The 26,814-nt window shown below is 38.7% G+C and carries 12 protein-coding genes; 10 read left to right on the top strand and 2 right to left on the bottom strand.

All coding sequences use genetic code 11. The features are described from left to right. Nucleotides 1–6: 6 nt before the first annotated feature. Both K322_RS0114410 and K322_RS19570 read left to right on the top strand, forming a co-directional pair. Nucleotides 7–2,004 (top strand): glycoside hydrolase family 97 protein, encoded by a 1,998-nt coding sequence (locus tag K322_RS0114410; RefSeq protein ID WP_026627511.1) that lies wholly within the window; start codon nt 7–9, stop codon nt 2,002–2,004. A gap of 193 nt (nt 2,005–2,197) precedes the next feature. After that, nucleotides 2,198–2,698, top strand: coding sequence for a hypothetical protein (locus K322_RS19570; RefSeq protein ID WP_035332193.1), 501 nt, complete (start codon nt 2,198–2,200; stop codon nt 2,696–2,698). A gap of 51 nt (nt 2,699–2,749) precedes the next feature. Here the strand turns inward: K322_RS19570 and K322_RS0114400 are convergent, their stop codons facing one another. Continuing rightward, nucleotides 2,750–6,727 carry a hybrid sensor histidine kinase/response regulator transcription factor gene (locus tag K322_RS0114400; protein ID WP_026627510.1) on the bottom strand — a complete coding sequence of 1,326 codons (3,978 nt, stop codon included), beginning with the start codon at nt 6,725–6,727 and terminating at the stop codon, nt 2,750–2,752. Nucleotides 6,728–7,075: 348 nt separating this feature from the next. Here K322_RS0114400 and K322_RS0114395 point away from each other — a divergent pair, with 348 nt between their 5' ends. The 8 genes from K322_RS0114395 to K322_RS0114360 all read left to right on the top strand — a co-directional run bounded on the left by K322_RS0114395 (nt 7,076) and on the right by K322_RS0114360 (nt 25,630). Next, entirely contained in the window at nt 7,076–10,150 is a 3,075-nt protein-coding gene (locus tag K322_RS0114395; RefSeq protein ID WP_084158586.1) for a SusC/RagA family TonB-linked outer membrane protein, read from the top strand. 40 nt (nt 10,151–10,190) lie between these two features. Further along, on the top strand, nt 10,191–11,819 hold the full coding sequence (locus K322_RS0114390; RefSeq protein ID WP_026627508.1) for a RagB/SusD family nutrient uptake outer membrane protein: 1,629 nt from the start codon (nt 10,191–10,193) through the stop codon (nt 11,817–11,819). Between the two features lie 72 nt (nt 11,820–11,891). Next, nucleotides 11,892–14,267 carry a T9SS type A sorting domain-containing protein gene (locus tag K322_RS0114385; RefSeq protein ID WP_026627507.1) on the top strand — a complete coding sequence of 792 codons (2,376 nt, stop codon included), beginning with the start codon at nt 11,892–11,894 and terminating at the stop codon, nt 14,265–14,267. A 75-nt stretch (nt 14,268–14,342) separates the two neighbouring features. Beyond that, nucleotides 14,343–16,547 carry an alpha-galactosidase gene (locus K322_RS0114380; protein ID WP_035332192.1) on the top strand — a complete coding sequence of 735 codons (2,205 nt, stop codon included), beginning with the start codon at nt 14,343–14,345 and terminating at the stop codon, nt 16,545–16,547. 72 nt (nt 16,548–16,619) lie between these two features. Next, nucleotides 16,620–18,926, top strand: coding sequence for a GH92 family glycosyl hydrolase (locus K322_RS0114375; RefSeq protein ID WP_035332191.1), 2,307 nt, complete (start codon nt 16,620–16,622; stop codon nt 18,924–18,926). Between the two features lie 53 nt (nt 18,927–18,979). Continuing rightward, entirely contained in the window at nt 18,980–20,974 is a 1,995-nt protein-coding gene (locus tag K322_RS0114370) for an alpha-galactosidase (RefSeq protein WP_026627504.1), read from the top strand. Nucleotides 20,975–21,003: 29 nt separating this feature from the next. Then, a complete protein-coding gene (locus tag K322_RS0114365) occupies nt 21,004–23,418 on the top strand; it encodes a glycoside hydrolase family 95 protein (RefSeq protein ID WP_035332190.1) in 2,415 nt (804 codons plus the stop codon). Nucleotides 23,419–23,695: 277 nt separating this feature from the next. Further along, nucleotides 23,696–25,630, top strand: coding sequence for a sialate O-acetylesterase (locus K322_RS0114360; protein ID WP_051290820.1), 1,935 nt, complete (start codon nt 23,696–23,698; stop codon nt 25,628–25,630). Nucleotides 25,631–25,728: 98 nt separating this feature from the next. Here the strand turns inward: K322_RS0114360 and K322_RS0114355 are convergent, their stop codons facing one another. After that, the gene (locus K322_RS0114355) at nt 25,729–26,775 is read right to left on the bottom strand and encodes an acyltransferase family protein (RefSeq protein WP_026627501.1); all 1,047 of its coding nucleotides are present in this window, start codon (nt 26,773–26,775) and stop codon (nt 25,729–25,731) included. Nucleotides 26,776–26,814 lie beyond the last annotated feature (39 nt).

The following is a 26,814-nucleotide window of genomic DNA, read 5'->3' as shown; positions in this document are numbered from 1 at the left end:
TAGATTATGAAATACTTATTGATGTATATTCTTCCTGTTTTTCTTTGCCTTGCTTCATGTGCAGAAAGTAAAGATTTGACGGTAAACTCGCCCGATGGGAGTATTCACCTTCAGGTAGGTGAAGAAAACGGAAGAATATACTATACTGTAAACAAACAAAAACAACAAGTTCTTGATAAATCTTTCTTGGGTTTTGAACTGCAATCGGGGAGATTGGATCAGAATCTCAAGATAAAAGATATAAAGCACAGTAAATTTCACGAAACATGGGATCAGGTATGGGGTGAAGAAATCACTGTGGATAATACTTATAACCAATTGTCGGTGGATGTTGAGGAATCGGATGGATTGAAAAGACAATTTTCTATTGTATTCCGTATTTTCAATGACGGCATAGGATTCAGATATGTTTTTCCCGAACAGGAAAATCTCAAGGATTTTGTTATAATGGATGAACTGACGGAGTTTGCTTTGAAAGAAGAAGCGACTGCATGGTCTATCCCGACAAATCATACTCAATATTTCGAAAATCTGTATAAACCGTCGGCTTTGTCTGAAATAGATACGGTATGTACTCCGTTGACAATGAAAACGAAAAGCGGTTTGTACCTTGCTATACACGAAGCTAATCTGACAGATTACGCAGGTTTGAATCTTACTTCGGTAAATCATACAACACGGCTTAAAGCAGATCTTACGCCTTGGTCGACAGGAGAGAAGGCGTTTATGAAAACTCCCTGTGCGACCCCCTGGCGGACAATGATTATTGCCGATAAACCGGGAGACCTGATTTTGTCGAGATTGATGCTGAATCTGAATGAACCTTGTAAGATAGAAGATGTGTCGTGGATAAAGCCCGGCAGATATATCGGTATCTGGTGGGGAATGCACATGGAAAAATATACATGGGGGCAGGGTGCTAAGCATGGAGCAACTACTCAGAATACAATGCGCTATATTGATTTTGCAGCCGAGCATCATTTTTCCGGAGTATTGGTTGAGGGGTGGAATTACGGTTGGGATGGAGATTGGGTGAAAAACGGCTATAACTTTTCATTTACAAAGCCTTTTCCTGATTTTGATATTAAGAAGATAACCGAATATGCAAAGCAAAAGGGTGTAAATTTGATCGGCCATCACGAAACAGGCGGTTGGACAAAAAACTATGAGAGCCAGCTAGATAGTGCATTTGCTTTGTATCAAAGGTATGGGGTAAATACTGTAAAGACGGGATATGTAAATCCTCTATTGGATGGAAAAGAACGTCATAGCAGTCAATACGGAGTCCGCCATTACCGTAAAGTAATAGAAACGGCAGCTAAGTATAATATAATGATAGACAATCATGAGCCGGCCATGCCTACGGGAATACAGCGTACATGGCCTAATCTGATGACTCAGGAAGGACTAAGAGGACAGGAATATGATGCTTGGTCAAGGGATGGAGGAAATCCTCCGGAACATACTACTATTATACCATTTACCAGAGGATTAGCGGGTCCGATGGATTTTACACCGGGAACATTTAATTTCGATAATCCGGTTTATCCTGAAACTCATGTCCAAACAACGCTTGCGAAACAATTGGCTTTGTTTGTGGTAATATACAGCCCGCTTCAGATGGCATCGGATATGATTGAAAACTATGAGAATAATCCCGCTTTCGGTTTTATTACTTCTTGCCCTGTCAATTGGTCTAAAACAGTGGTTCCTGATGCGGAGATAGGGGAGTATGTGACTATTGCCAGAAAAGACAGAGACAGCGAAAATTGGTTTGTTGGCAGTATTACGAATGCTCAAAGCCGAAATATTAACCTGTCTTTAAATTTTCTTAATAAAGGTTTTAAATACAAGGCTGTTATATTCAGAGATGGAGACAACGCCGATTATAAAAAGAATCCCTATGAAGTTGAGATTGAAGAGAAGCAAGTTACTTCAGAAACTATTCTTGATTTGAGATTAGCATCGGGTGGAGGAACAGCTATACGCATCGAAAAGTTATAAATACATATTGTCTGATCGGGTATTTTTTAGATTGCCTGTGGTTATATGCCGCAGGTAATCTTGTTTCATATAAAGCGGCTAATGTCTAAAACAGATATATTTTGTAGTTATAAGGTCTGGTGTTTTAGATTGTTTTCTTATATTTGGTGTTCTACTTATAAACTAACAAACACTAACTAAAACTTTCAGAAAAATGAGACGTACACACCTTGTTCTGATTTGTCTTGTCCTGCTGTTTACGAATAACTCATGCAGTAGCGATGGTCCTGATCCAGATGTAATCTGGGACTTTTACAATTATAGTATCGAGTTTAATGTGGGTAATAGCAATCTTCTAAATGACGAAACGTTCTTATCTAAGGTAAAGATTGCTTATAACGGTAAAGAATATAAATACTCGAAAGAAGACAGTGAATATTATCTTAGAGCTACCTACTGTTATCCTTTGGCTGTAAGATGTTATAATGCGTCTAGGGACAAAAATAAGCCCAATAATATCTTGGGATTTGGAGAGTTCAGACCCGATGATAATTACAAAAATCAAAAACTAACAATAGATTGGGGGAATGGTCGAGTCGATGAAGTTGAATTTGATATATACCTTACTTGGAAAAAGGGTGATCCTACAGTTCATAAGAGATTAAAAATTAATGGCGTAGAAACAGAATTCGCACCTTTGTCGGTAAATCTGTGATCCTATTAATAAGTCAAAGCCGATAATCAGGCTTTGGCTTGTCCTCTTTTTTTATTTACCTTTCTGTTGTCGTTCAAATTCTTTAGGAGTCATTCCGTATTGAGAACTGAACAATTTGGTAAAATAAGACGGGGAATTGATTCCTACAAGGAAGCATACTTCATTGATACGGTGTTCGCCATCCTGAATTATCTGTGCTGCTTTTTGCATTCGTACAAGACGTATGAAGTCAACAGGACTTGAATCTGTGACTGCTTTTAGCTTGCGGTGAAGGCTCGAGCGACTGAGTTTCATCAGATCGGCAAGTTTTTCGACATTGAGGTCTGTATCCGTTATGTTTTTATCTATAATATCGATTATACTATTTAAGAATATTTCATCACCCTTGCTCATTCCCGAATGTATCATAGTCAGGAATGGTTTTTTGAGAAATATTTCCATGTCCCGTTTTTTATTGTTGACGAGTGAGATAATCAAAGTTTCCAGATATGAAAATGAAAATGGTTTTTCGACGTATGCATCAGCACCGAGTTCGAGACCTTTGATTTTACTGCTCAAGTCGTTTTTGGCTGTTAGTAATATGACGATAATATGATTGTATTCGCTGCTCTTTTTGATGTATTTGCAGAGTTCAAAGCCATCCATTTCGGGCATCATTATATCGCTGATTATAATATTGATACTTTTCTTTTTAAGTATAAACTGAGCCTCTTTTCCGTTATCAGCAATTTCTACATTGTAGTTATTCCGGAGTTTATTATACATAAAAAGCTGCATTTCTTTATGATCTTCGACTAATAGTATAGTTTCGGCTGAACTGCTTTTGCGGATTTCATCTTCGGTATGGTTCTCTTCATTTACAATGTGAGATTCAGCAGGAGTATCAATTTCTTCTATTAAGTTTAAGGGAATGTTTAAAGTGAATTTATTCAGATCGTTATCATACTCGTATGTAAGTGTTCCATCGTGCATTTTCACTAAGGACATTGCTAAAGATAAGCCTATGCCTGATCCGAATGTATTTATACCCGGATTATTGACCTGAAAAAACGGGTCAAATATTTTATCCTTAAACTCCTCGGGAACAGGAGTTCCGTCATTTAAGATTGTGAGTTGTACATTAGCTTCATTTTGATACAAGTTAATTGCGATTATTTGGGACGAATATTTAATCGCATTTGATAAAAGGTTGCTGATTATTTTAGATATAGCATCCTTGTCTATCTTTGCTATTATAGGGTTGTTGTTATCTTTATTGATGGTCAGCTTCTTCTGTTTCAGATTTATTTCTTTTTCGAATTGAATTATAATATTGTCAAGCAGTTGGTTTATATTGATATTCTGAAAATAGGTGTAAAACTTATTGTCGTCAATTTTTCGGAAGTCTAATATTTGGTTGATCAGTTCCAGAAGCTGTTTAGTATTCCGTTCTATAATAGACAAATTGTATCTGACGTCTTCATCTTTTAGATTTAATTCGATAAGAGACTCCAGAGGTCCGTTTATCAGAGTAATGGGAGTACGTATTTCGTGAGCTATATTCGTGAAAAAATTGACTTTAGCTTTATATAGTTCTTTGTCTTTTTCTGCTTCGGACAAAATTCGGGCTTCAGTTGCATCTTTTTCTATACGTTTGCTGTACCATCTCCACCATGTATAGAATATTAGAAATGTGGATAATATGTAAAGGATTCTTGCGATATTGCTAAGCCACCAAGGCGGAGATATTACTATTTCAATGGATGCTCCAGTTTCATTCCATACTCCGTCATTGTTACTTCCTTTTACTTTAAAGGTATAAGTTCCCGGACTGAGGTTAGCATAAGATGCACTGTGGCTGTCTTTTGTATAGATCCATTCTTTGTCAACATTCTCCATTTTGTAAGCGTACATATTTGATTGGGGAGATGTATAACTTAGGGATACGAAGTCGAAGCTGATATTAGACTGGTTGTATTTTAGCTCTAATTTTTGTGCATGTATTATACTTGTACCTGTCGACTCGGAGCTTGAAGGTATGTGATTAACTTCCTTGTTAAATATCGAAAATCTGGTTATATATACTGGTGGAACAAAATTATTGTCTTTGAATTCTTCAGGACGAAAAGCTACTAATCCTTCCATACTGCCGAGGTATAATTTTCCTGAGCGGCTTACAATGCCCGAGTTATAGTTAAATTCTTCGGATAATAGTCCATCGCTTTGAGTATATACTCTGATGTTATGGGTTATAGAATTAAATTTTACCAATCCTTTATTAGTTCCGAACCATAAGTTGTAGTTCTTATCTTCCAGTATTTTGTATGCAATATCATCTGGTAATCCTTCTTTTATAGAATAGGAGGTGAATTGTTTTTGTTTCTTGTTAAATTTACAAATTCCACCTCTGTCTGTTGAAAACCAGATTTGTCCTGAGTGGTCTTCTGTAATACTACTTACGGCATTAGAACTGATGCTGTTTATTTCGCCGTTATTTGTATAATGATGGATCTCGTTTGTCAGAGGATTGTACTGGAAAACTCCCGAACCTAAGCAGGCGACCCATATGAAGCCTTCCGAATCTTCTATTATATTATAGGTGTAGCATAATCCGAATATATCCATGCGCTTGAATTGCATGCTGCCTTTTTCGGCAACAAATACACCCCAAGCATTACCCAGCCAAACCTTTCCATATCGGTCTTCACAAAGAGCGTATATGCTTTCTTCGTTTATACCGAGCATCTCGGCCGAATAATGCTTTATAGCTCCTGTTTTTTTGTTGATAACATCAAGGCCATCTTTGAAATATCCAACCCATAAGTCGTTATCTTTCATCAGCATGGCTAATGTCTTTTTTCGGCTGCTGTGGGTAATCTGTTTAAACTCTTGTTTTTCTGTATCAAAAGCTATTACCCCGGCATCTTCCGTTCCCAGCCATATCCGGCCGTCGGCATCTTCAGCTATTTCTCGTATGCGCTTAGAGATACTGTTCAGGTTGCTACTGCTGTTTGGAAGATATTTCTCGAAATTATTATGGCTGTTTGGTAGATAGTTTACTCCCCCAAAATTGGTTCCCACCCATATTCCTCCTTCTTTGTCTTTATATATTTTTTCTATAATATTGTCAGACAACGAATACTGATTGATCAGATCTTCTTGAGTTTGCTTTATCTTGTTTGTTTTCAGGTTGATTTCAGTAATTCCGTTTTGAGTACCTATCCACAGTACATCATCAAAAAGTATAATATCTCGGATGATTTTATAATCTACTTGAGGTATATGCATATTGCTAGCATGGTTTTTTCTGGTATCTAATTTCATCAGGCATCCCTCGTGTACACCAATGATTAGATCTTCATTGATATGGCACATTGTATAAATATTTTTGTTCAGCAGAGATTCTCCTCCCTGATTACTTCCATTGTATTGAGTGAAAGAGTCTTTATTCTCATTATATAGGAATACACCCTGTCCGTTGGTACCAATCCAAACACGTCCGTTTTTTTCGATTGATATACATTGTGGATTGGTTTTGCTGGGAGCTAGTTTATTTACTACACTGTATAATTTCAGTATCTTTGAGTCAAGATTAAACTTAAATACTCCTTGATTAGGTACAACTATCCAAATATTATTATTATCGTCTTTTTGTATATCTGCTATCCATTGTGCTATAGCTTGATTATCTGAGGTTTTACTGTCAAAAGAATGAAAACTTTCGCAGATAGGATCGAATATGAAAACTCCATTATCGGTGCCCACCCATAATTTATGATCTGAATTCTCGAAAAGAGCACTTATATTATTATTGCGCTTATGAGTGGATGAGTCAAAACAATCAAAAATCTTGATAGATGTACCATCGTACCTATTCAGCTTATTTCGTGTGCCGAACCACATAAAACCATAACTATCCTGAATAATGGACTTGACATTATTATGAGATAGCCCGTCTTTGCCATTTATATGTACAAAGTAATTGCCAAACGGACTGGCTGTTGTGATGATTAGAAAAAAGGATAGACAAAAACAATAAAAATGTTTCATGGCTGAATTTGATAATCGGTATACAGGCAAATTTAAATATTATAATTTGTACAAATGTCCCGCAAAATATCAAAAATGTAGCATCTTCTTTTGGTGTGGATGCTGATAGAACATCTTTGTTATATTTTGATAAGTTCTTGATAGAACATTCCTGAATCACAAGATACATTTGCTTTTGCCTTATGGTCATTAAAACGACCCAATCTAATATAAATAAAAAATAGGAGGAAAAGCCATGTGAATTTTATTTAAACTAATAACCATGAAAAAGTATCGGAATACCACATTCTTCAGAGTTCCGATTTTTATGAAACATGTTTTTTTAATCTAAAAAAAGCTTTAAAATTTATGTATCAAAGCAAAAACATTAACTACAAACAAAGGATAGTTTCTTTGTTGATTCTATTCTTTATGGCGGGAGGAATATTGCTTGCCCAAAACAGCTCTATAAAAGGAGTGGTCATAGATAAGCAGAATAATGAAACCTTGCCTGGAGTATCTGTTACAGTGAAAGGTACAACCAACGGCACATTATCCGATTTAGACGGTAAATTTGCGATCACTGCAGGCAAAGGAACTACTCTGGTTATAACTTATCTGGGATATGAAACTCAGGAAGTTGCTGTGAGTAATACTTCATCGACAATAAAAATTCAGTTGCTGCCTCAGTCTTTCGATATAGGTGAGGTTACGGTTGTGGGTACCCGAATGAAAAAAAGTGACCTGACAGGCGCTATCGGTGGTATTTCGCAGGAGCAGCTAAAAGAGATTCCGACAACAGATCTGACTACCGCAATGCAGGGTAAAGTTCCCGGGTTAAATATTTCGCGGACAAGTGCTGCGCCGGGGAGTGATATCTCGATGAAAGTACGTGGAACTAATTCAATCAGCTATGGAACTAATCCGGTATTTGTAATAGATGGTATTGTTGCCGAAGAGGGGCTTCGTCTGATTGATCCGAATGAAATAGCCTCGATTGAGGTTTTAAAAGATGCATCTTCTACAGCTCTATACGGATCAAAAGCATCAAATGGTGTAATCGTCATCACTACAAAAAAAGGACGTAAGGGAGAAGGCAAAGTAAATTATAGCGGATTTGTGACATTCAGCAGTTATCAGAACCGCTTGAAAACTCTCGGATCTAAAGATATGATGAATCTTCGTATAGATGCTTATGCAAACGGATATATGGATACTCATCCCGATGCTGATAGGAATGCTTATATTAAAGACTATGTATTAGGTACAAATAAGGTATTTTCGGCCGAAGAGCTGGAAAACGGAATGGCAGACCGTACATCTAACTGGATAGACGAAATAACCCGTACCGGAATTGAGCAGAACCATTCGGTGAATTTTTCGGGGGGATCTGACAAATCGACTTACTTCGTGGGGTTTTCTTATTCAAACAATCAAGGCGTTCTTGATAAATCATCCTATGAAAGATTTAACGGAAGAATCAACTTCGAAACACAGGTTAAACCTTGGTTGAAGATAGGTACTAATACCAGTATCTCTCGCGGGATAAAGAATCATCTCGATGATAATGCTTATGAAACAGCGTTGCTGGGTAATAAAATGCAAAATATAGATACTGATCGTTTGTATATGTATTTTCAGGGGGTTGCCCAGATGGGTAGATACAATCCTATACTGACGAAAGATATTGACAGTAAAGAGATACATGATCGGGTGCTTACAAATAACTTTATCGAAATCAATCCGATAAAAGACCTTTATGTGCGTACTTCTTTATCAGCTGATATTTATAATAAACAAGACAGTAAGTATATACCTAGTTATGTAGGGCAGTCGGTAAGAGATAATAAAGATGGAGAAGGATGGCAATGGCGTGGACAAACTAAGTATTATCAATGGGACAATTCTGTGAGTTACGAAAAAATATTTAATAAAAAACACCGTTTATTTGGTTTTGTGAGTACCAGTATTTCTAAAACCCGAAGCAATAATATTAGTATGTCGGGATATAAATTCGCTTCGGATGATTTGGGCTCTAATAATATGGGAATGGCCGGCGATAAAGAGAAGAACAGCATGAGTTCTGACTATAAAACCAATACACTGATTTCTTATATTGCACGTGCCAATTATTCGTATGAATACAAATATCAGTTGACTGCAACAGTACGTCGGGACGGTAGTTCTAAATTTGCCGATGGACAACGTTGGGGAACATTCCCTTCTGTTTCTGCCGCATGGACGATCTCAGAGGAGGAGTTTCTGAAAAATGCAAATTTGGGCTGGCTGGATATCCTAAAGCTTAGAATCGGATACGGCGTGTTAGGTAACCAGAATATACCCGAATACGGATACACAACCATTTACAGTCCGGGGTTTGTGAATAATGATATCAAATTGGATCCCGAAGACGGACGATATGGTAATAAAGGCATCACTTGGGAGAAACAAAAACAATCGAACTTCGGGTTAGATGCTACACTGTGGAACGACCGTATTACGCTCGGACTTGATTACTTCTCGATGGTAAACAGCGACTTGCTGATGAAAATGAGCTATTGGCCGTCATTCGGATATAGTTACCAGATAGCTAACGTTGCAGAATTGCAAAATAAAGGAATAGAATTTAGTGTTTCTGCTCAAATGGTTAAATCTAAAGATTGGAATTGGTCGGTGAGCGGTAATATTGCACATGACAAAAACAAAATCAAAAAACTGTTTGGCGGTGTAGATGTCTTATGGAATGGCGGTAATGTTAAATCCCGAGATGGTAATCTCTTTGTTGGTCAGTCTCTTAATACATTATGGGGATATAAAGTCAACCGTTTAGCTCAGGAATCGGATATGTCAATGGTCAATGGCTGGACAAGTATTGTTGATGGTAAAGTAATTCGTCCCGGGGATTTATTACCGGAAGATATCAACAAGGATGGAAAAATAACGGCAGAAGACGATATGACCATTCTGGGGAAAACAGACCCTAAATTTTATGGAGGGTTCTCTACGAACCTTAATTATAGAGACTTCTACTTCGATGCTGTATTTACTTATTCTTATGGTATTAAGAAATTTGACTGGATCTATGAGTATCTAATGAGTGATGCAACAATCTCTCCTGCTCATGAAGACATGTTGAAACGTTGGACACCCGAAAATACCAATACTTCAATACCTCGTGCTTATCATGGTGATGGACAAAACCGCTTCTCTTATGGTGAAACAAGTTATGGTTTGATGAATGCTTCATTCTTGCGTTGTGCAACTATGTCTTTGACATATAAAGTCCCAAAATCTTTGATTGGTAAATACTTTGACAATATAAGTGTTACAGCTTCCGGTAATAATTTATTTACAATCACACCTTACAAAGGATATGATCCCGAATCGGGACAGGGCTATCCATTATCCCGCAGTTTTACCTTCGGGCTGAATGTTGGTTTTTAATGACGAAGCACAACCAGAGTAAAATAAAAAAGATTTCAATATGAAAATAAATAAAATAGTCTTTTCCTTATTAATAGGGACAGCATTACTAACATCATCTTGTTCCGATTTTCTGGATCAGGATCCTGAATCGAAATTACCTAATACAACTGTTTTTTCGAATCCTAAATTAACCAATGCACACTTGTTAGGTATTTACGGTATATGGCGTGACGGACACAAAGGACGTGCCGATTTATTCTATGGTACCGATGAAGGTATTGTCGGAGGCATCCAACGTGAGAACTCCGAAAGGCGTGGACTTGATGAATATTCCGATGGTATGAACAGTACTAACGGGCAGATCAGAGGTATCTGGACAAATCGTTATCAGATAATCTCCCGTTCGGCAGAAGCGATTTCCATTCTCAAGAAGAACGTAAGTCTGGGAGATCCTGATCTTATACGTTATTTAGGCGAATATTGTTTTTTGCGCGCTCAGAGCTTATGGGAACTTACCATGCTTTTCGGTGCCGTTCCGGTATATGATGACGATAAACCCGAGTACGGTGGATTTCGTCAGCCGGTTGATGTTGTTTATGCAAATATTGTAGAAGATCTGCTTCTTGCGGAACAATATCTGCCCGACCCAAAAGACGTTACCGATTTGGGGCGGGTTAGTAAATCATTGGCTCAGGCATATCTGGGTAAAGTGTATCTGTATGCTCCCGAAACTTCAGGTTACAGAGATTATCTAAAAGCAGCCGAATGCTTTAAAAAAGTGTATGAGAATCCTTATTTCGGAGGAACCGGTTCACCTAATTTCAAAACAATATTTGATGCCTATTCCGAGAATACAGCTGATTACCGCAAAGAAATGGTATATGCATTTCAATACAATGTAGGATGGCCTAACAATTGTGGTACAGAGTGGGAAGTGGGTTCACGAGCTGTAGCTAATATGACACCTGATATTGGAGAGGCAATGGCTCCGTGGAGTGGTTTTGACGCATGGCTTCCTTCCGAATATGCTTATAAAATGCAAAAAGACGGAGGTGTTTGGGAAGAAGGAGACGTACGAAGAGACGAAAGTGTCCGTATCGATTTCAGATGGAAAAATTACGAACCTAATTTACTTGGTTATGGATGGGGAGATGAACTCGAACCTCATATCAAAAAATACGAAGATCCTCGTACTGTGGATAAAGGGCAGAATACATGGCACTCGGGAAAGAGTATTCCTTTTATCCGCTTCAGTGATGTTGTGCTTAATTATGCAGAGTGTCTTTATATGACAGGTAAGCAAGGCGAAGCTATCAATATGATAAATAATGTAGTGCGTACACGGGCTTTCGGCGGAGCTTTGCCGGCTGACAAAAAATGGTCGACTGGTATGGGTAAGGAAGATTTTATTAAGAACCTGATGGATGAACGTATCCGTGAACTTTGTTTTGAAGGATGGCGTAAGTACGACTTACTCAGAACCGGTTTATTGATAGAATATGCTGAAAAGAGAAATAGATGGCTCATTGGAGGTACATGGGTTAATAGTTTCGGCGATAAGAAGGATGCCGGAGCTCCCAATAAAAAGATACAGCCTTATAAATTATTGTGGCCTATTCCGTTAGATGAATTGAGACAAAATCCGGATCTGACATTAGAAGATCAAAACCCTGGGTATAATAGCTAATTAAATAAATTGTGACTCAGCCTGATATCGGATATTGTTCGATATCAGGCTACTAATATTTCTAAGAAAGATATGTCAAGATTATTTATAACCTCTAAGATAATGTCATTGTGCGCAATTGGATTATGTCTGGTATCTCAGAATATGGTTGCTGCCGATGCCAAAGAAATCAATTCCGGGAAATGGAAAATAGCCTATAACGAGAAAACGAGGGCTTTGGATTATTCATACAATGGGCAAATTATATTATCGAATGTCTCTGTGAGAGCAAAAATTGTAAATGATACAATTAAGAGTTCCGATTATGTTGCTGTCGTATTGAAAAAAGAAGCTGTTTCTGATCAGTTCGGTAATGGAGAAAAATATACTTTTACTTATTCGGGAGAGGGTAACAAGCCCTCGATAGATCAGGCATTTTATTTTTATCCCGGTTATCAGTATTTGCTGACCGAAGCATCTATTCTAGCGCAGACTGAAATATCGAGCAATTATATTGCACCTGTCTATACTACCGCAGATAATGAATTCCTCCCATCGGATGCCGCTAACAGAATATTGAGAGTTCCTTTCGATAATGATGGATTCGTACGGTATTTGTCATCTCCTTTCAATGTTTCCGATGTATCGTTTGAGGTTACATCTATATTCAATGGAGGTAACCGCAAAGGATTGGTAATAGGATCTGTAGAACATGACACATGGAAAACCGGTATTGATTATACTGTGAAAAATCATAATAATCTCTCTAAACTTGAATGTTACGGAGGAGTGGTGCACGAATTAACTAGGGATATCCCGACAAACGGAACTCCTTCTGCCATACATGGGAGCATAAAAGGTAAAAGTCTGAAATCGCCTAAAATAATGTTAGGATTATTTGACGATTGGCGTGAAGGTTTGGAAGAATACGGTGCAGCCAATGCTTTGATAGCTCCTCCCAGAAAATGGAAGGCTGGTACACCGTTCGGTTGGAATAGTTGGGCTGCAATGGCCGAAAAGGTAAATTACGAAGGGGCGGTTGATGTCGCCGATTTTATAAAGAAAGATCTTCAGCCGAATAATTTTCAGAATAACAATACCGTATTTATAGGTTTGGATTCGTTCTGGGATAATTTTTCGGATGACCAGTTGAGGAAGTTTGTTGAAAATTGTACGAAGAACGGACAGCAAGCTGGTATCTATTGGTGTCCGTTTTCTGATTGGTGGGGCGATGGAGAGCGCAATGTTGAGGGTACAGCGGGAGAATGGAAATACAAAGACCTGTATCTGTATCGTAACGGTCAACCCCGAAAAATAGCATCGCTGGCTTTAGATCCGACTCACCCCGGAACTAAAAAGCTGCAGGAACATTATATCAACCGATTCAAAGCTCTGGGCTTTAAATATATTAAACTCGACTTTGTCAATAATGCGACTCTGGAAGCTGATTCGTTTTATAATTCCAAGGTAACGACCGGAGTACAGGCTTATAACGAAGGAATGTCATATTTGATGAGTCTTTGCGGCGAAGACATGTTCACAGCGTTGTCCATTGCACCGATGTTTCCGTCTCAATACGGCAATTCGAGGCGTATAAGCTGTGATACATGGGGTGCTATGCATGAAAATGATTGGGGATCAACCGGATATATGCTCAATAGCTTGTCGTTTGGGTGGTGGCTCGACAGAGTGTATACATTTAATGATGCCGATCACATATTACTTTATAAACCTTCGGAGGCGAATAATTATAAAGAGGGGGCTAACCGGGCACGTGTAACATCAGCAGTCATTACCGGAATATACATGCTGGGGGATAATTTCAGTATGAAAGGTTCTTTTCAGGGAGAATATGAAGCCCGTGTAAAAGCTAAGCAATTTGTGACTAATAAAGACATAAATGATATAGCCCGTATCGGAAAATCGTTTGCTCCGGTCGAAGGATATAAAGCGGTTTCGGCTGACCGTTCGGAAAACTTTTTCGTATATGAGACTGATATCTATTTGTATTTTGTCGCATTTAATTTTGATGCAGATAAAGAACTGAAAGGTACTGTTCCTTTATCTCGACTGACTGCTCAGGTTGATAAATATACCGCACTGAAAGAGTTGTGGAGTGGTAAAACGTCGTCTGTAAGTAATAAATCGATAACCTACTCTGTTGCACCGAAAGATGTTCAGGTATTCCGTGCAGAGAAAAGTGAAATTGCAGGAATCGGAGATGATGTCATTTGCAAGCAGGGTGATCTGTTGTCGTTTGTTGATGTTGATTCCAACCTGATTATAGAAAGTACGGAAATGTTGAAATCTTTAAATATTTATTCGCTCCATGGATCTTTGATTCTTAACCGGACTTTGACCAGCACAGACAATTATTCTGTAAGTGTAAAGGATTTTCCGAAAGGGGCTTACATCCTAAATGTTTTTACTGATAGCGGTAAAAACATTCAGTCGAAGTTTGTGAGATAGGCTCAAAGAGAGTAGATTCTATTAATAAACCGACAGAATTTTGTAAAAAGATTCCGTTAGTAAACTTATTGTTTTATGAAATATATATTATTTAGTTTTATTTGTTTGCTGTTTGTTTGTCCGGAAGTATCTGCACAATCAAAACAGATTATTCAGGTCGAGACCGATAATCACAGTATGATATTCAGTGCAGTGCCCAACGAGAAAGTCGTGTTTTTATATTGGGGAGATAAACTGGCAGATGTGAAACCTTTTATGAATAAAGGATTTAAAGGTCAACCTGATACGAGTGATGAGTTGGTGACCCAGCTATATCCTTCTTATGGAGGACGATTTTATCTGAATCCGGCACTTAAATTAACTCACGAAGATGGAGTATTGACGACTGAATTGATATATGTTTCGTCCGAATCCAAAAATATAGACAGCAACCGTACCGAAATGGTTATTCACTTGAAAGACAAATTATATCCCGTTTTTGTTGATATGCGCTTCATTGCATACAAAAAGGAAAATATTATAGCACAATCGGTTGTAATTTCTCATAATGAAAATAAAGCTATAAAGGTCGAAAATCTGGCTTCGTCATATATTCCTATTCATCGCGAATCTTATTATCTTACCCATTTTCATGGAACATGGGCAGCCGAAATGCAGGTTGAAGAAGAAAAACTGACTCATGGTACTAAAGTAATTGAAACTAAAAAAGGTGTACGTGCCACACAGTCAGAAAGTCCTTCTTTCCTGTTGTCGTCAAATGCTCCGGGCTCTGAGAATACTGGCGAAGTATTCGCCGGATCTTTGGCTTGGTCTGGCAATTATAGACTTTCGTTCGAAGTGGATGAAACCGGAACTTTGAATATCATAAGCGGCATGAATCCGTTTGCTGCCACTTATAATCTGGAAGCAGGCAGAAAATTGGAATCTCCTCAAATGATACTTACTTACAGTTCATCCGGTAAAGGGCCGATTTCTCGTAATTATCACGATTGGACTCGTAAATATGCAATGACACACGGTGATCAGCTTCATCCGATTATACTCAACAGCTGGGAAGGGGCGTACTTTGATTTCAATGAGAAAACAATCACTACCATGATTGATAATGCGGCCAAATTTGGTGTTGAAATGTTTGTGCTTGATGATGGCTGGTTCGGAAACAAATATCCGCGTAACGGAGACAATGCCGGACTTGGAGACTGGCAGACTAACGTGAAAAAATTACCTAAAGGTATACGATATCTGGCTGATTATGCAGTTAATAAAGGATTGAAATTCGGAATCTGGATCGAACCCGAAATGGTAAATCCTAAAAGCGAACTTGCCGAAAAACATCCCGAATGGATAGTTCAAAGCGGTAAACGGGATATACTCCCGATGCGCAACCAATGGCTGTTGGATTTAAGTAATCCTCAGGTTCAGGATTTCGTATTAAAAACATTTGATGATGTGGTTGCTTTGTCTTCTAATATCAGCTATATAAAATGGGATGCAAACAGGCATGCCGATAATGTAGGCTCCACTTATTTATCGGCTGACGATCAGACTCATTTCTGGTACGAGTATGTCAAAGGTCTGTATAATGTATATGAACGTATAAGGGCGAAGTATCCAGATATCCAAATTCAGTTATGCTCTTCGGGCGGCGGTCGTGTCGACTTCGGTGCATTGAGATATCACGATGAATTCTGGGCGAGTGATAATACGAATGCTTTAGACCGGATTTTTATTCAATACGGAACAAATTTGTTTTTTCCGGCTATAGCTACCGGGTCCCATGTATCTACAAGTCCGAATCATCAGACGGGCATGATAACACCGCTTAAATTCAGATTCGATGTTGCCATGTCGGGACGTTTGGGGATGGAGCTTCAACCATCTGATATCACAGGAGATGAATATGCATTTGCAAAAGCGGCTATCAATGATTATAAATTGATACGCCCTATAGTTCAGTTCGGCGATTTATATCGCTTGGCATCTCCTTACGGCGATAGCGGATGGGCGTCTCATATGTATGTTTCGAAGGATAAAAAGCAATCAGTGTTATTTGCTTATAGCCTTAAATACCATGGACGTACTACTTATTTCGAAACTAAACTGAGTGGTCTGGATGCTGCTAAGATGTATAAAATAACAGAATTGAATAAAGAAAATAATCATTCGTCTTTTGGTAATGATGGTCAAGTGTTCAGTGGTGATTTTCTGATAAAATCGGGTATCACTCTCAATATAGGCGAACCTTTTAAAAGTTCGGTCTTATTAATTACGGAACAATAAGGTCTCAGACCTATTTGCTGACTATCTAAGTGTAACGTAAATAATTACTTATCAATAATGATTTACTGAAATATGATACTGAAAAGAGTGAGAAATATCTTGTGTTTGGCTGTTGTCTTATTTCAGACAATTGCAATGAATAGTCAAAGTTCTGTCGGGAAGTTGACCTCGTATGTCAATCCGTTTATAGGTACAGGCGCTGTTGACAAGAGTCTTTCGGGGAATAATTTCCCAGGGGCTGTAGTACCTTTCGGGATGATTCAGCTGAGTCCCGATACCCGCCATGCACCTGATTGGGCACAGGCTTCGGGCTATGATTATAACGATAAAGTAATAGTCGGATTCAGCCATACTCATCTGAGTGGAACGGGTGTTGCCGAATTTTTTGATGTGCTGCTGATGCCTACAACCCAGAATTTGGGTACAGGCGATAAAAATTATCTGTCGACAGATCACCTGTATGAATCGGAATTTTCTCATAAGCAAGAATCGGCTTCCCCCGGATATTATCAGGTCGATTTGTTGAAAGATAATATCAAAGCGGAACTGACAGCTACCGAAAGAGCAGGATTTCATCGTTATGCTTTTCCTCTGGGAGCTCAAGCTAATGTGATCATAGATCTGGATCATTCATTAAATAAAGGCAGTTGGTCTACTCGTATAATCAATTCCCAGATCAGGCAGATCGATGAGTATACACTGTCGGGTTATCGTCTGATTACAGGATGGGCGAAATTGCGGAAGGTATATTTTTATATTCGTTTTTCCAAGCCTATAAAAGGAAATGACACATTTGATGGCAACAGATTATATACTGATAACAAAATTGTGAATGGCAGCGGACTGCGTTCGGTATTTAACTTCGGTCAGCAGGATTCGGTTCCGCTTTTGGCGAAGGTCGGTTTATCGGGTGTGAGTATCGAAAATGCCCGTCAGAATCTGGATGCTGAAATTAAAGACTGGGATTTTGATTACGTTGTACAACAGGCAGGAGAAAAATGGGAGAAAGAACTGCAAAAAATACAGGTTGAAGCGACAGAGCTTCAAAAAGAGATTTTTTACACAGCCTTATATCATACACACATTCAACCCAATATCGTGTCAGACGTAAATGGTGATTATACGGCGATAGACTATACCAAGGCTCATGTTTCTGACGGTCAGAGAGCTCAGTATTCAACCTTTTCATTGTGGGATACTTATCGGGCGGCTCATCCTTTGTATACTATTTTACAGCCCGAGGGTACAGCTGATTTTGTGAACAGTATGCTCGGTCAGTACAAAGTATACGGCTATTTGCCTATATGGCAGCTATGGGGGCAGGAAAACTATTGCATGATCGGTAATCATGCCATTCCGGTGATTGTTGATGCAGTCTTAAAAGGAGTACCGGGTATAAATGCCGAAGCTGCATATAAGGCTGTCAAAGAATCGTCTTTGATCTCACATCCCAATTCGCTATTCGATGTATGGGAAAAATACGGATATATGCCCGAAAATATACAAACTCAGTCGGTATCTATATCTCTTGAAATTGCCTATGATGACTGGTGTGTGGCTCAGCTGGCTAAAAGGCTAGGAAAGAATGATGATTATAAGCATTTTATGAAACGTGCTCTATTTTACAAGAATTTGTATAATCAAGAGACTTCGTTCTTCCAATCGAAAGACGATAAAGGTAATTGGCTGACTCCGTTCGATCCCTTCAAATACGGTTCTAATGGTGGTTATCCGTTTACCGAAGGCAACGCTTGGCAATATTTCTGGTATGTTCCGCATGATATGAGTACATTGGTTGAAATGGTTGGCGGAGATAAAGCCTTTGTGAAAAAACTGGACGATTTCTTTACTCTTGGACATGATGAAAATAGCGGCGAATTGAATGATAATGCATCCGGATTTATCGGGCAGTATGCACACGGCAACGAACCCAGCCATCATGTATCCTATTTATATAACTATGCGGGAGAACCTGCTAAAACCCAATTTTATGTAAATAAGATACTCACCGAATTGTATGATACTACATCGGCCGGATATGCAGGTAATGACGATTGTGGCGAGATGTCTGCTTGGTATATATTCAGTGCATTAGGCTTTTATCCCGTTAATCCGGCGAATGGTGTTTATGTTATCGGATCGCCTTTGGTTACGAAAGCTGTTATTGATGTAGGGAGAGATAAGACCTTTATTATATATGCTCCACGTAAATCGGAAGATCAGATATATATTCAGTCTGTAAAGTTAAATGGAAAACCTTATCAGAATACGTTTATCCGTCATTCGGACATTGTAAACGGTGGTACTCTCGACTTTGTTATGGGTAATAAGCCTTCGAAATGGGGAGCAGAGTCGAAAAATAGACCGGTTGATTTTTGATAATAAAATAAAAACAGATAAATGTAAAGTTCTCATTTATAAATAAAATACATATGAAAAAAACTTATTTATTATTTACTCTGTTAGCTATTCTGTTTTTGTCTTCCTGCGGGCAGTCATCCTCAGTAAAAACAGATAAATGGTTAGTGAAATATAACGAGGAAGACAAATCTATAAGAATAGAGAAAAATTCGAAACATCTTGTTGAAGGTTTATATGCTTCGTTCAAATTAGGAGATAAACTCATTACCTCAAAAGATTATGCAAAAAGTGCATATAAAACAAATGCAGTCAGTGATGGTTTCGGGCAAGGATCGGTATTCGAGATAACTTATACATCGGATAGCTTGCCGAGACTGGTGCAAACTTTTTATGTATATAATGATAAAGATTATATCCTTACTGATATTCAATTAGAGGATGCAGTTAAAGATGTTTCGTCTAATTATATGGCTCCGGTGAATATCGACCGTGTAGGACATTTGCTGCCTGAAGGAGATAACAGAGCATTATTCGTACCTTTCGATAATGACGCTTGGGTGAGATTTCAGGCTCATTCTTTTACATTCGATAAACTGAGAAGTTACGAAGTAACAACTATTTATAATAATCAGACCCGTAACGGATTGGTTATAGGATCGGTAGAACACGATAATTGGAAAACAGCAGTGGATATGACTAAAGGCGATTTGAATAATATAGGTTCGCTAGTTTGTTACGGAGGGGTTGCCGATTCCTTGACCCGTGATACCAATGTACATGGATCTTTAACCGGAAAAAAAATAAAATCGCCCAAAGTAATGATCGGCTTTTTCGACGACTGGCGTACGGGAATGGATGAATACGGAAAAGCAAATGCAATAATTGCTCCTTGTAAAGAATGGAACAAGGCGGTTCCTTTCGGTTGGAACAGTTGGGGTGCATTGCAGTTCAACATGCGTCCGAATCATGTAATGGAAGTATCGGATTACTTCAAGGATAAATTGCAGAACAATCATTTTGTCAGCCCTGATAATCTGGTTTATATAGGGTTGGATTCGGGCTGGAATATTTTTTCGGAAGACGAGTTAAAAGCCTTTGTGCAAAAATGTAAGGCTAACGGACAGATTGCGGGTATTTACTGGACTCCATTTACGGATTGGGGTAAAAATCCCGAAAAGGATGTGGAAGATGCTCCCGGATATAAATTCAAGGATATTTATATATATGCACAAGGAAAACCTCAGGAGTTTGACGGAGCATACGCCATTGATCCTACTCATCCGGCAATAGCACAACGGATGAAAGTGACATCGGATCTATTCCGCCGTTGTGGCTTTGAATATGTGAAGATGGACTTCATGGGGCACGGTGCAATGGAAGGAGACAAATGGTACAGACCCGAAATCAGAACAGGAATTCAGGCATACAATTATGGTATGGTGCTATTGAATAAATATTTTGGAGATATGTTTCTTAATCTATCTATTTCACCTGTTTTTCCGGCTCAATATGCCCAATCTCGTCGTATTGCCTGCGATGCGTGGAATAAAATAAAAGATACTGAATATACCATGAATGCCGTATCATACGGTTGGTGGATCGATAATGTGTATCAGTTCAATGATGCAGATCACGTGGTATTGCGTGATGCAACCGAAGGAGAAAACAGAGCCCGTATTACATCCGCTGTTATTACCGGATTGTTTATTGCTGGAGACGATTTCAGTAAAACCGGAGATAAAGGAGTTAAAGCGAGAGCCGAAAAATACCTAACTAATGCAGCTGTCAATGCTGTGGCTGTAGGTAAGTCGTTCCGTCCGGTGGAAGGTGTTGGCGAGAAATCTGAAAATCAGTTTGTATATACAGATAAAAAAGGAATAACTTATCTGGCTGTTTTCAATTATACTGATAATGACAATAATTCTGCAATTCCTTATGAAAGGATAGGGCTTGATGTAAATCAGGTGTTGAAAGTGACAGAGCTCTGGAGTGGTTTACAACTGGACAAAAAGGCTCGATTGGCTATTCCCTCCAAAGATGTGAAACTATTGAAAATAGAGAAATAAGGAAGGGATTGAATATGAGAAGTTTTAAGATGAAAAGAAAAGCTTTGCTGGTTTTGTTGATCAGTGCTTTTTTGAGCATACAGGTGGCTGATTCGCAAGAAAACAGCCACTTACATAAACTTTGGTACGAGCAGCCTGCTAAAGAATGGATGGAATCCATGCCATTGGGTAACGGTCGGATCGGAGCAAATGTTTTTGGTGATGTATATAATGAAACTGTTGCTCTGAATGAGATTACAATGTGGTCAGGCGATTATGATGCCAGACAGCAACGTACACTCGAAAAAGGAAAACTTGCAGAAATAAGAAAAGCCTTTTTTGATGGGAATCTGGCGGAAGGAAATCGGTTAGGTACGGAATATCTGGCCGGAACACCCCATTCGTTCGGGTCGCATGTTCCATTGGGAGATCTGAAAATGAAGTTTATATATGCCGATAATCATATCTCTGATTATAAACGGGTTTTAGATCTACGTACAGCTATTAATCAGGTTTCGTTCCAAGCCGGTAATGTCCGTTATATACGTGAGTATCTTTGCAGTAATCCCGATGATGCTTTGATTATCCATCTTTCGGCAGATAAATCGAAAAGTGTCAATGTTAATTTATCGTTTGCTTTATTGCGTGAAGCAGATATTACGGCTCGGGATAACGGTATTGAAATAGAGGGGCAGGTTTCTTTTCCGAAACAAGGTACCGGAGGTGTGAACTTCAAAGGCAAAATAGCTGTAAAGGCAAAAGAAGGGACAGTTACTGCCAAAGGCGGTGTGGTATCTATAAAAGAAGCATCTGAGGTTACTATTGTTTTTGATGTGAGAACGGATTATAGTAATCCGAATTATCAACCCGACTGTTTGCAAACTGTACAAAAAGCTTTGGCTAAAGATTATAATGTATTAAAGCAGGCGCATGTTGCCGACCATTCCCATTTATATGATCGTGTCGATTTATTTTTAGGAACAAGCTCTAATGAAAATTTACCTACCGATAAAAAATGGAAATTGGTAAAAGACGGAGGCTGTGATGTTGGGCTGGATGCTTTGTTTTTCAATTATGCCCGTTATTTGTTGATTGCTTCTTCGCGCGAAGATTCGCCATTGCCTGCAAATCTTCAAGGTATATGGAACGATAATCTGGCTTGCAATATGGGATGGACTAATGATTATCATCTGGATATCAATACTCAGCAGAATTATTGGCTGGCGAATGTCGGTAATCTGCATGAATTGAATAAGCCTTTGTTCAATTATATAGGACATTTGGCTCAATATGGAAGTAAAACGGCTTCCGAAGTATATAGTACTCGGGGGTGGACTGCTCATACTGTCGCTAATGTATGGGGATATACAGCCTCGGGATCCGGTGTTAACTGGGGATTGTTTCCTACTGCCGGTTCGTGGATTGCTTCTCACTTATGGACGGAGTATTTATATACTCTCGACCGTGATTTTCTGCGTAATACAACTTATCCTTTGCTGAAAAGTAATGCTGAGTTTCTAATAGACTATATGGTGAAAGACCCGAATAGCGGTTTTCTGATGACAGGACCGAGTACATCACCCGAAAATTCATTCAGATATAAGGGAGACGAACTTTCATTGTCGATGATGCCTACCAGTGACCGTTTATTGGTTTGGGAGACTCTTACGTCTTGTCTAGAGGCATCCAAAATTCTGAATATAGATGCTTCATTCAGAAAAGATATGGAGAAGGCGATAAAATTACTTCCTCCATATAAAATCGGTAAAAACGGCGGATTACAGGAATGGTTTGAGGATTTTGACGAAGCTCAGCCTAATCACAGACATACAACTCATTTACTGGGCTTGTACCCTTTTCATCAGATTACCCCAGTACAGACACCTGAGTTAGCCGAAGCTGCCCGTCGTACTATGGAATTGAGGTTAGCTGCTAAAGGATGGGAAGATGTGGAATGGAGCCGGGCGAATATGATTTGTAACTATGCCCGTTTGTTTGATGCTGAGAATGCTTATAATAGTGTTGTATTACTTCAACGGAATTTTACACGTGAAAACCTGCTGACAATTTCACCGGAAGGTATAGCCGGAGCTCCTTATGATATTTTTATTTTTGACGGAAATGAGGCTGGTGGTGCAGGTATTGCCGAAATGCTCGTTCAAAGTCACGAAGGGTATATTGAGTTTTTACCTGCATTGCCAAAAGCATGGAAAGACGGATCTTTTAAAGGTCTATCGGTAAGAGGTGGCGCAAATGTTGATCTGCAATGGAAAGAAGGTAATGTTGAAAAAGCCAAGATTACCGCTGTAGCCGATAATAGTTTTGTTGTGAAATCTGCTCATGATGCACTTGTCCCCTTATTTGTAATTAATGGCGAGCAGATCATGCTCAAACAAAAAGGTGATGGGTTTTTCCGTTTTTCTTTAAAGAAAGGTGATGTGATGGAACTTATTTATAGAAAATAATGTTTCGGACTTTTTTAGTGCCCAGGATTGCTCTGTAATCGGCATTTTTATCTATAAGTGAAGTCGTAGGCAAGAAATAAAGGTAACAGGTGAAAATATGTGATTTTGATGTGACTTTTGTAACCTTTTTTGATGTATAATCTTGATAAATATGTCTGCTGTCTTATTATTGATTATAATTAATAGATTTAGTCACTTTTTATGTAAGTTTGCTATTGTAAAAATAAATATTCAAACAGGTCTGAAACCTTAATTGAGATTCCTTAAATTTAGAATCATGACACAGATTAATCGATGTTTTTTGATAGTGATAATGTCTTGTATAGCATTATCGGTTTCTGCGAAAATTTCTCTTCCAGCTTATTTTTCCGATAATATGATTATCCAGCAAAAGAGCAGCCTGGTTTTTCCGGGAAAAGCTGAGGCTAATAAGAATGTAGTGGTGGAAACCGGCTGGGATGGAAAGAAGTATACAACCAAATCAGATCCGAATGGAATATGGTCTGTTGCGGTGAGTACACCCGAAGCGGGAGGACCTTACACCATTTCCATATCGGATGGGGAAGTATTTAAACTGACTAATGTATTGGTTGGCGAAGTATGGCTCTGCTCTGGACAGTCTAATATGGAAATGCCTCTGGCAGGGTGGGGCAAGGTTTTAAATTACGAACAGGAAATTGCTAATGCCGATTATCCGTCGATTCGTCTTTTACAAGTAAAGAAAACGACTTCAGTAGTTCCTCTTGATGAAGTTCAGGTAAATATGGAGGGATGGCAGGAGTGTACACCTCAATCAGTAAAGGAATTTTCTTCGGTAGCCTATTTCTATGCCCGTAAATTATGGGATGAACTTAAAGTCCCAGTTGGTGTGATTGATTGCACATGGGGTGGAACCCCCGCCGAAGCATGGACAAGTTTCAATACCTTACAGCATGTTTCGGGATATCAGGAGTCTGTTTCTATGCTTAAGGAGTCTGGTTTTGACAGGCAAACACTTCTGAGTAATTATCAGCAGAAAATAGATAAACACAACCATGATCTGATTGGTAAGGATAAAGGTTATGTAGATGGTCGTCCTATCTGGGTATCTCAATTACAACAAGGCAGTGACTGGAAAGAAATGACATTGCCGGGAAACTGGGAAGCAAAAGGTTTGAAAGACTTCGATGGTATTGTTTGGTTTCAGAAAGAAATAGATATACCGGCTTCATGGGAGAGAAAGCCAATAGCGTTAAGCCTTGGTATGATCGATGATGAGGATATCACATACTACAACGGGGTTGAAATTGCAAAGGGTGCAGGCTATCAGACTCCCCGAAATTATACTATTCCTGCAGCTTTGGTGAAAAAAGGTAAAGGGGTGATAACAGTCCGTGTAGCTGACTACGCAGGAGAAGGAGGTATAACCGGAAACTTATCTGCCAAGTCGGGAAATGAAATAATTGCTTTATCCGGATCGTGGAATTATCAGGTGGGAATGTCTCTGAAAGACTTGACTCCTATGCCGCTTTCGCCCGAAAGTTCGGGTTATCCAACCGTATTGTATAACGGTATGGTAAATCCATTGATTAAGTTCTCTATAAAAGGAGCTATTTGGTATCAGGGTGAATCGAATGCCGAAAGGGCAGACAGATATGCACGGTTGTTCCAGTCTATGATTACCGACTGGCGCGAAAAGTGGGGTTATGAGTTCCCTTTTTACTTTGTTCAGTTAGCTAATTTTATGGCTCATCAGGAGGTTCAGCCTGATTCTAAATGGGCTGCGTTGCGAGAAGCTCAGTCTGAAGCTCTTCATCTGAAAAATACAGGTATGGCTGTAGCTATTGATATAGGCGAGGCAGGAGATATTCATCCTAAGAATAAGCAGGAGGTTGGAAGACGCCTTGCTTTATTGTCTTTGTCGGATACATATAAGAAGAATGTAGAGTCAAGAGCTGCTTATATGACTGATTATTATGTGTCGGGCGGAGCTTTGGTTCTGTTGTTTAACGAAACTCTGCCTGTATCGTCGGCAGTAAAAGGTTTTATTGTGGCAGGAGCTGATAATGTATATTATCCCGCTGTGGCTACTATCGATGGAAATAAGATAATTCTTAAATCAGCATCGGTTAAAACTCCTTTGGCTGCTCGTTATGGTTGGGCAGATAATCCTGAGTGTACATTGAAAAGTAAATCGGGATTGCCTGTTGCACCGTTCCGAACAGATAAATAGAATCCTTTATAGTATGCAGATCTAAATAATGATATAATTTCAAATTATAATAAGCTCAGGTTGTTATATTTACCAAAGTAATAAATAGGTCTATGATCTTATTTGTTCAATTTCTGCTTAATCCATCTATTTGCGGGTATTTCGAAATATTTGAAGGAAACAGCCGAAATGATAATGGTAATAATGATGCCAAGTATGAATACCGAAAGTTTAGGGGCGGATATACCCAACAGAAAGTAGGCTCTTTTTACATACCATAATACAATTCCGTGGAACATGTAAAACGCAAAACTGATTTCTCCAAGCCAAACGAATTGTTTATTCGCAAGAATTTTGGATATATATCCCGACTGAAAGTAAAAAACGGAGATAATCAATCCAATAGGTATCCAGTACCACAATGAGTGGCGATATACTTGAGGTATAAAATATGCAGCGGTGTAAAATAGCAGAAATACCATGATCGCAGATACTTCGGCGAAGGTTGCAATGTATCGTCTTTTCAGGTAATCGGGTTTAATGGCTCTACAGAGATTATACAAGAAGATACCAAGAATAAAATCAAGTAGTCTTACGGGGGGAAAGGCGTAGAAAAACCATTCTTCGTCTTTCATTCCTCCGAATATAGGGCACAGAGCAATCAGCAGAATGGAAGCACTTATAAATGCTATATATAGTTTACGTGGCGATCCGGTCAGCCATTTAAGTATAAAAGGAAACAGCAAATAGAAAAACATCTCATCCGAGAGGCTCCATGCTGCGGCATTAAAGCGGATTTCGTCTGTCGGGTAGAAACTTTGGGTTAAAGATATATTTGATAGAAGATTGGTTATGTAGGGAGCATTTAGGGGATGGTCTTTCCTCATATATACCCAGATAAGCAATGTGAGTATATGCAATGGATAAATACGAGCCAGCCGATAGGTATAGAACGTTCTCTTTGATATATCATTCTTGACAAATCTTTCCTGATAAGTATATGCCAGAATGAAACCACTTAATACGAAAAAGAAACTGACACCTGCATATCCTTCATAGAAACAATGGTATAGAAAAGGGTTCTGGCTTTTTTCGAAAAGAATAGAATGGCTCATAAAGACCATAAAGGCAAATATAAATCGAAGTGAAGTCAGAGGCTTTATCATACTGGATATCCGTTGCTGAGTGACAAATGTAATGTAATT

This window comes from Indolivaga capnocytophagoides DSM 22835, from assembly GCF_000426485.1.
In the GTDB taxonomy this organism is placed as follows: domain Bacteria; phylum Bacteroidota; class Bacteroidia; order Bacteroidales; family Dysgonomonadaceae; genus Dysgonomonas_A; species Dysgonomonas_A capnocytophagoides.
Note: the sequence above shows the minus strand (reverse complement) of the source record. Positions and strands in the feature narration are given on the sequence as shown.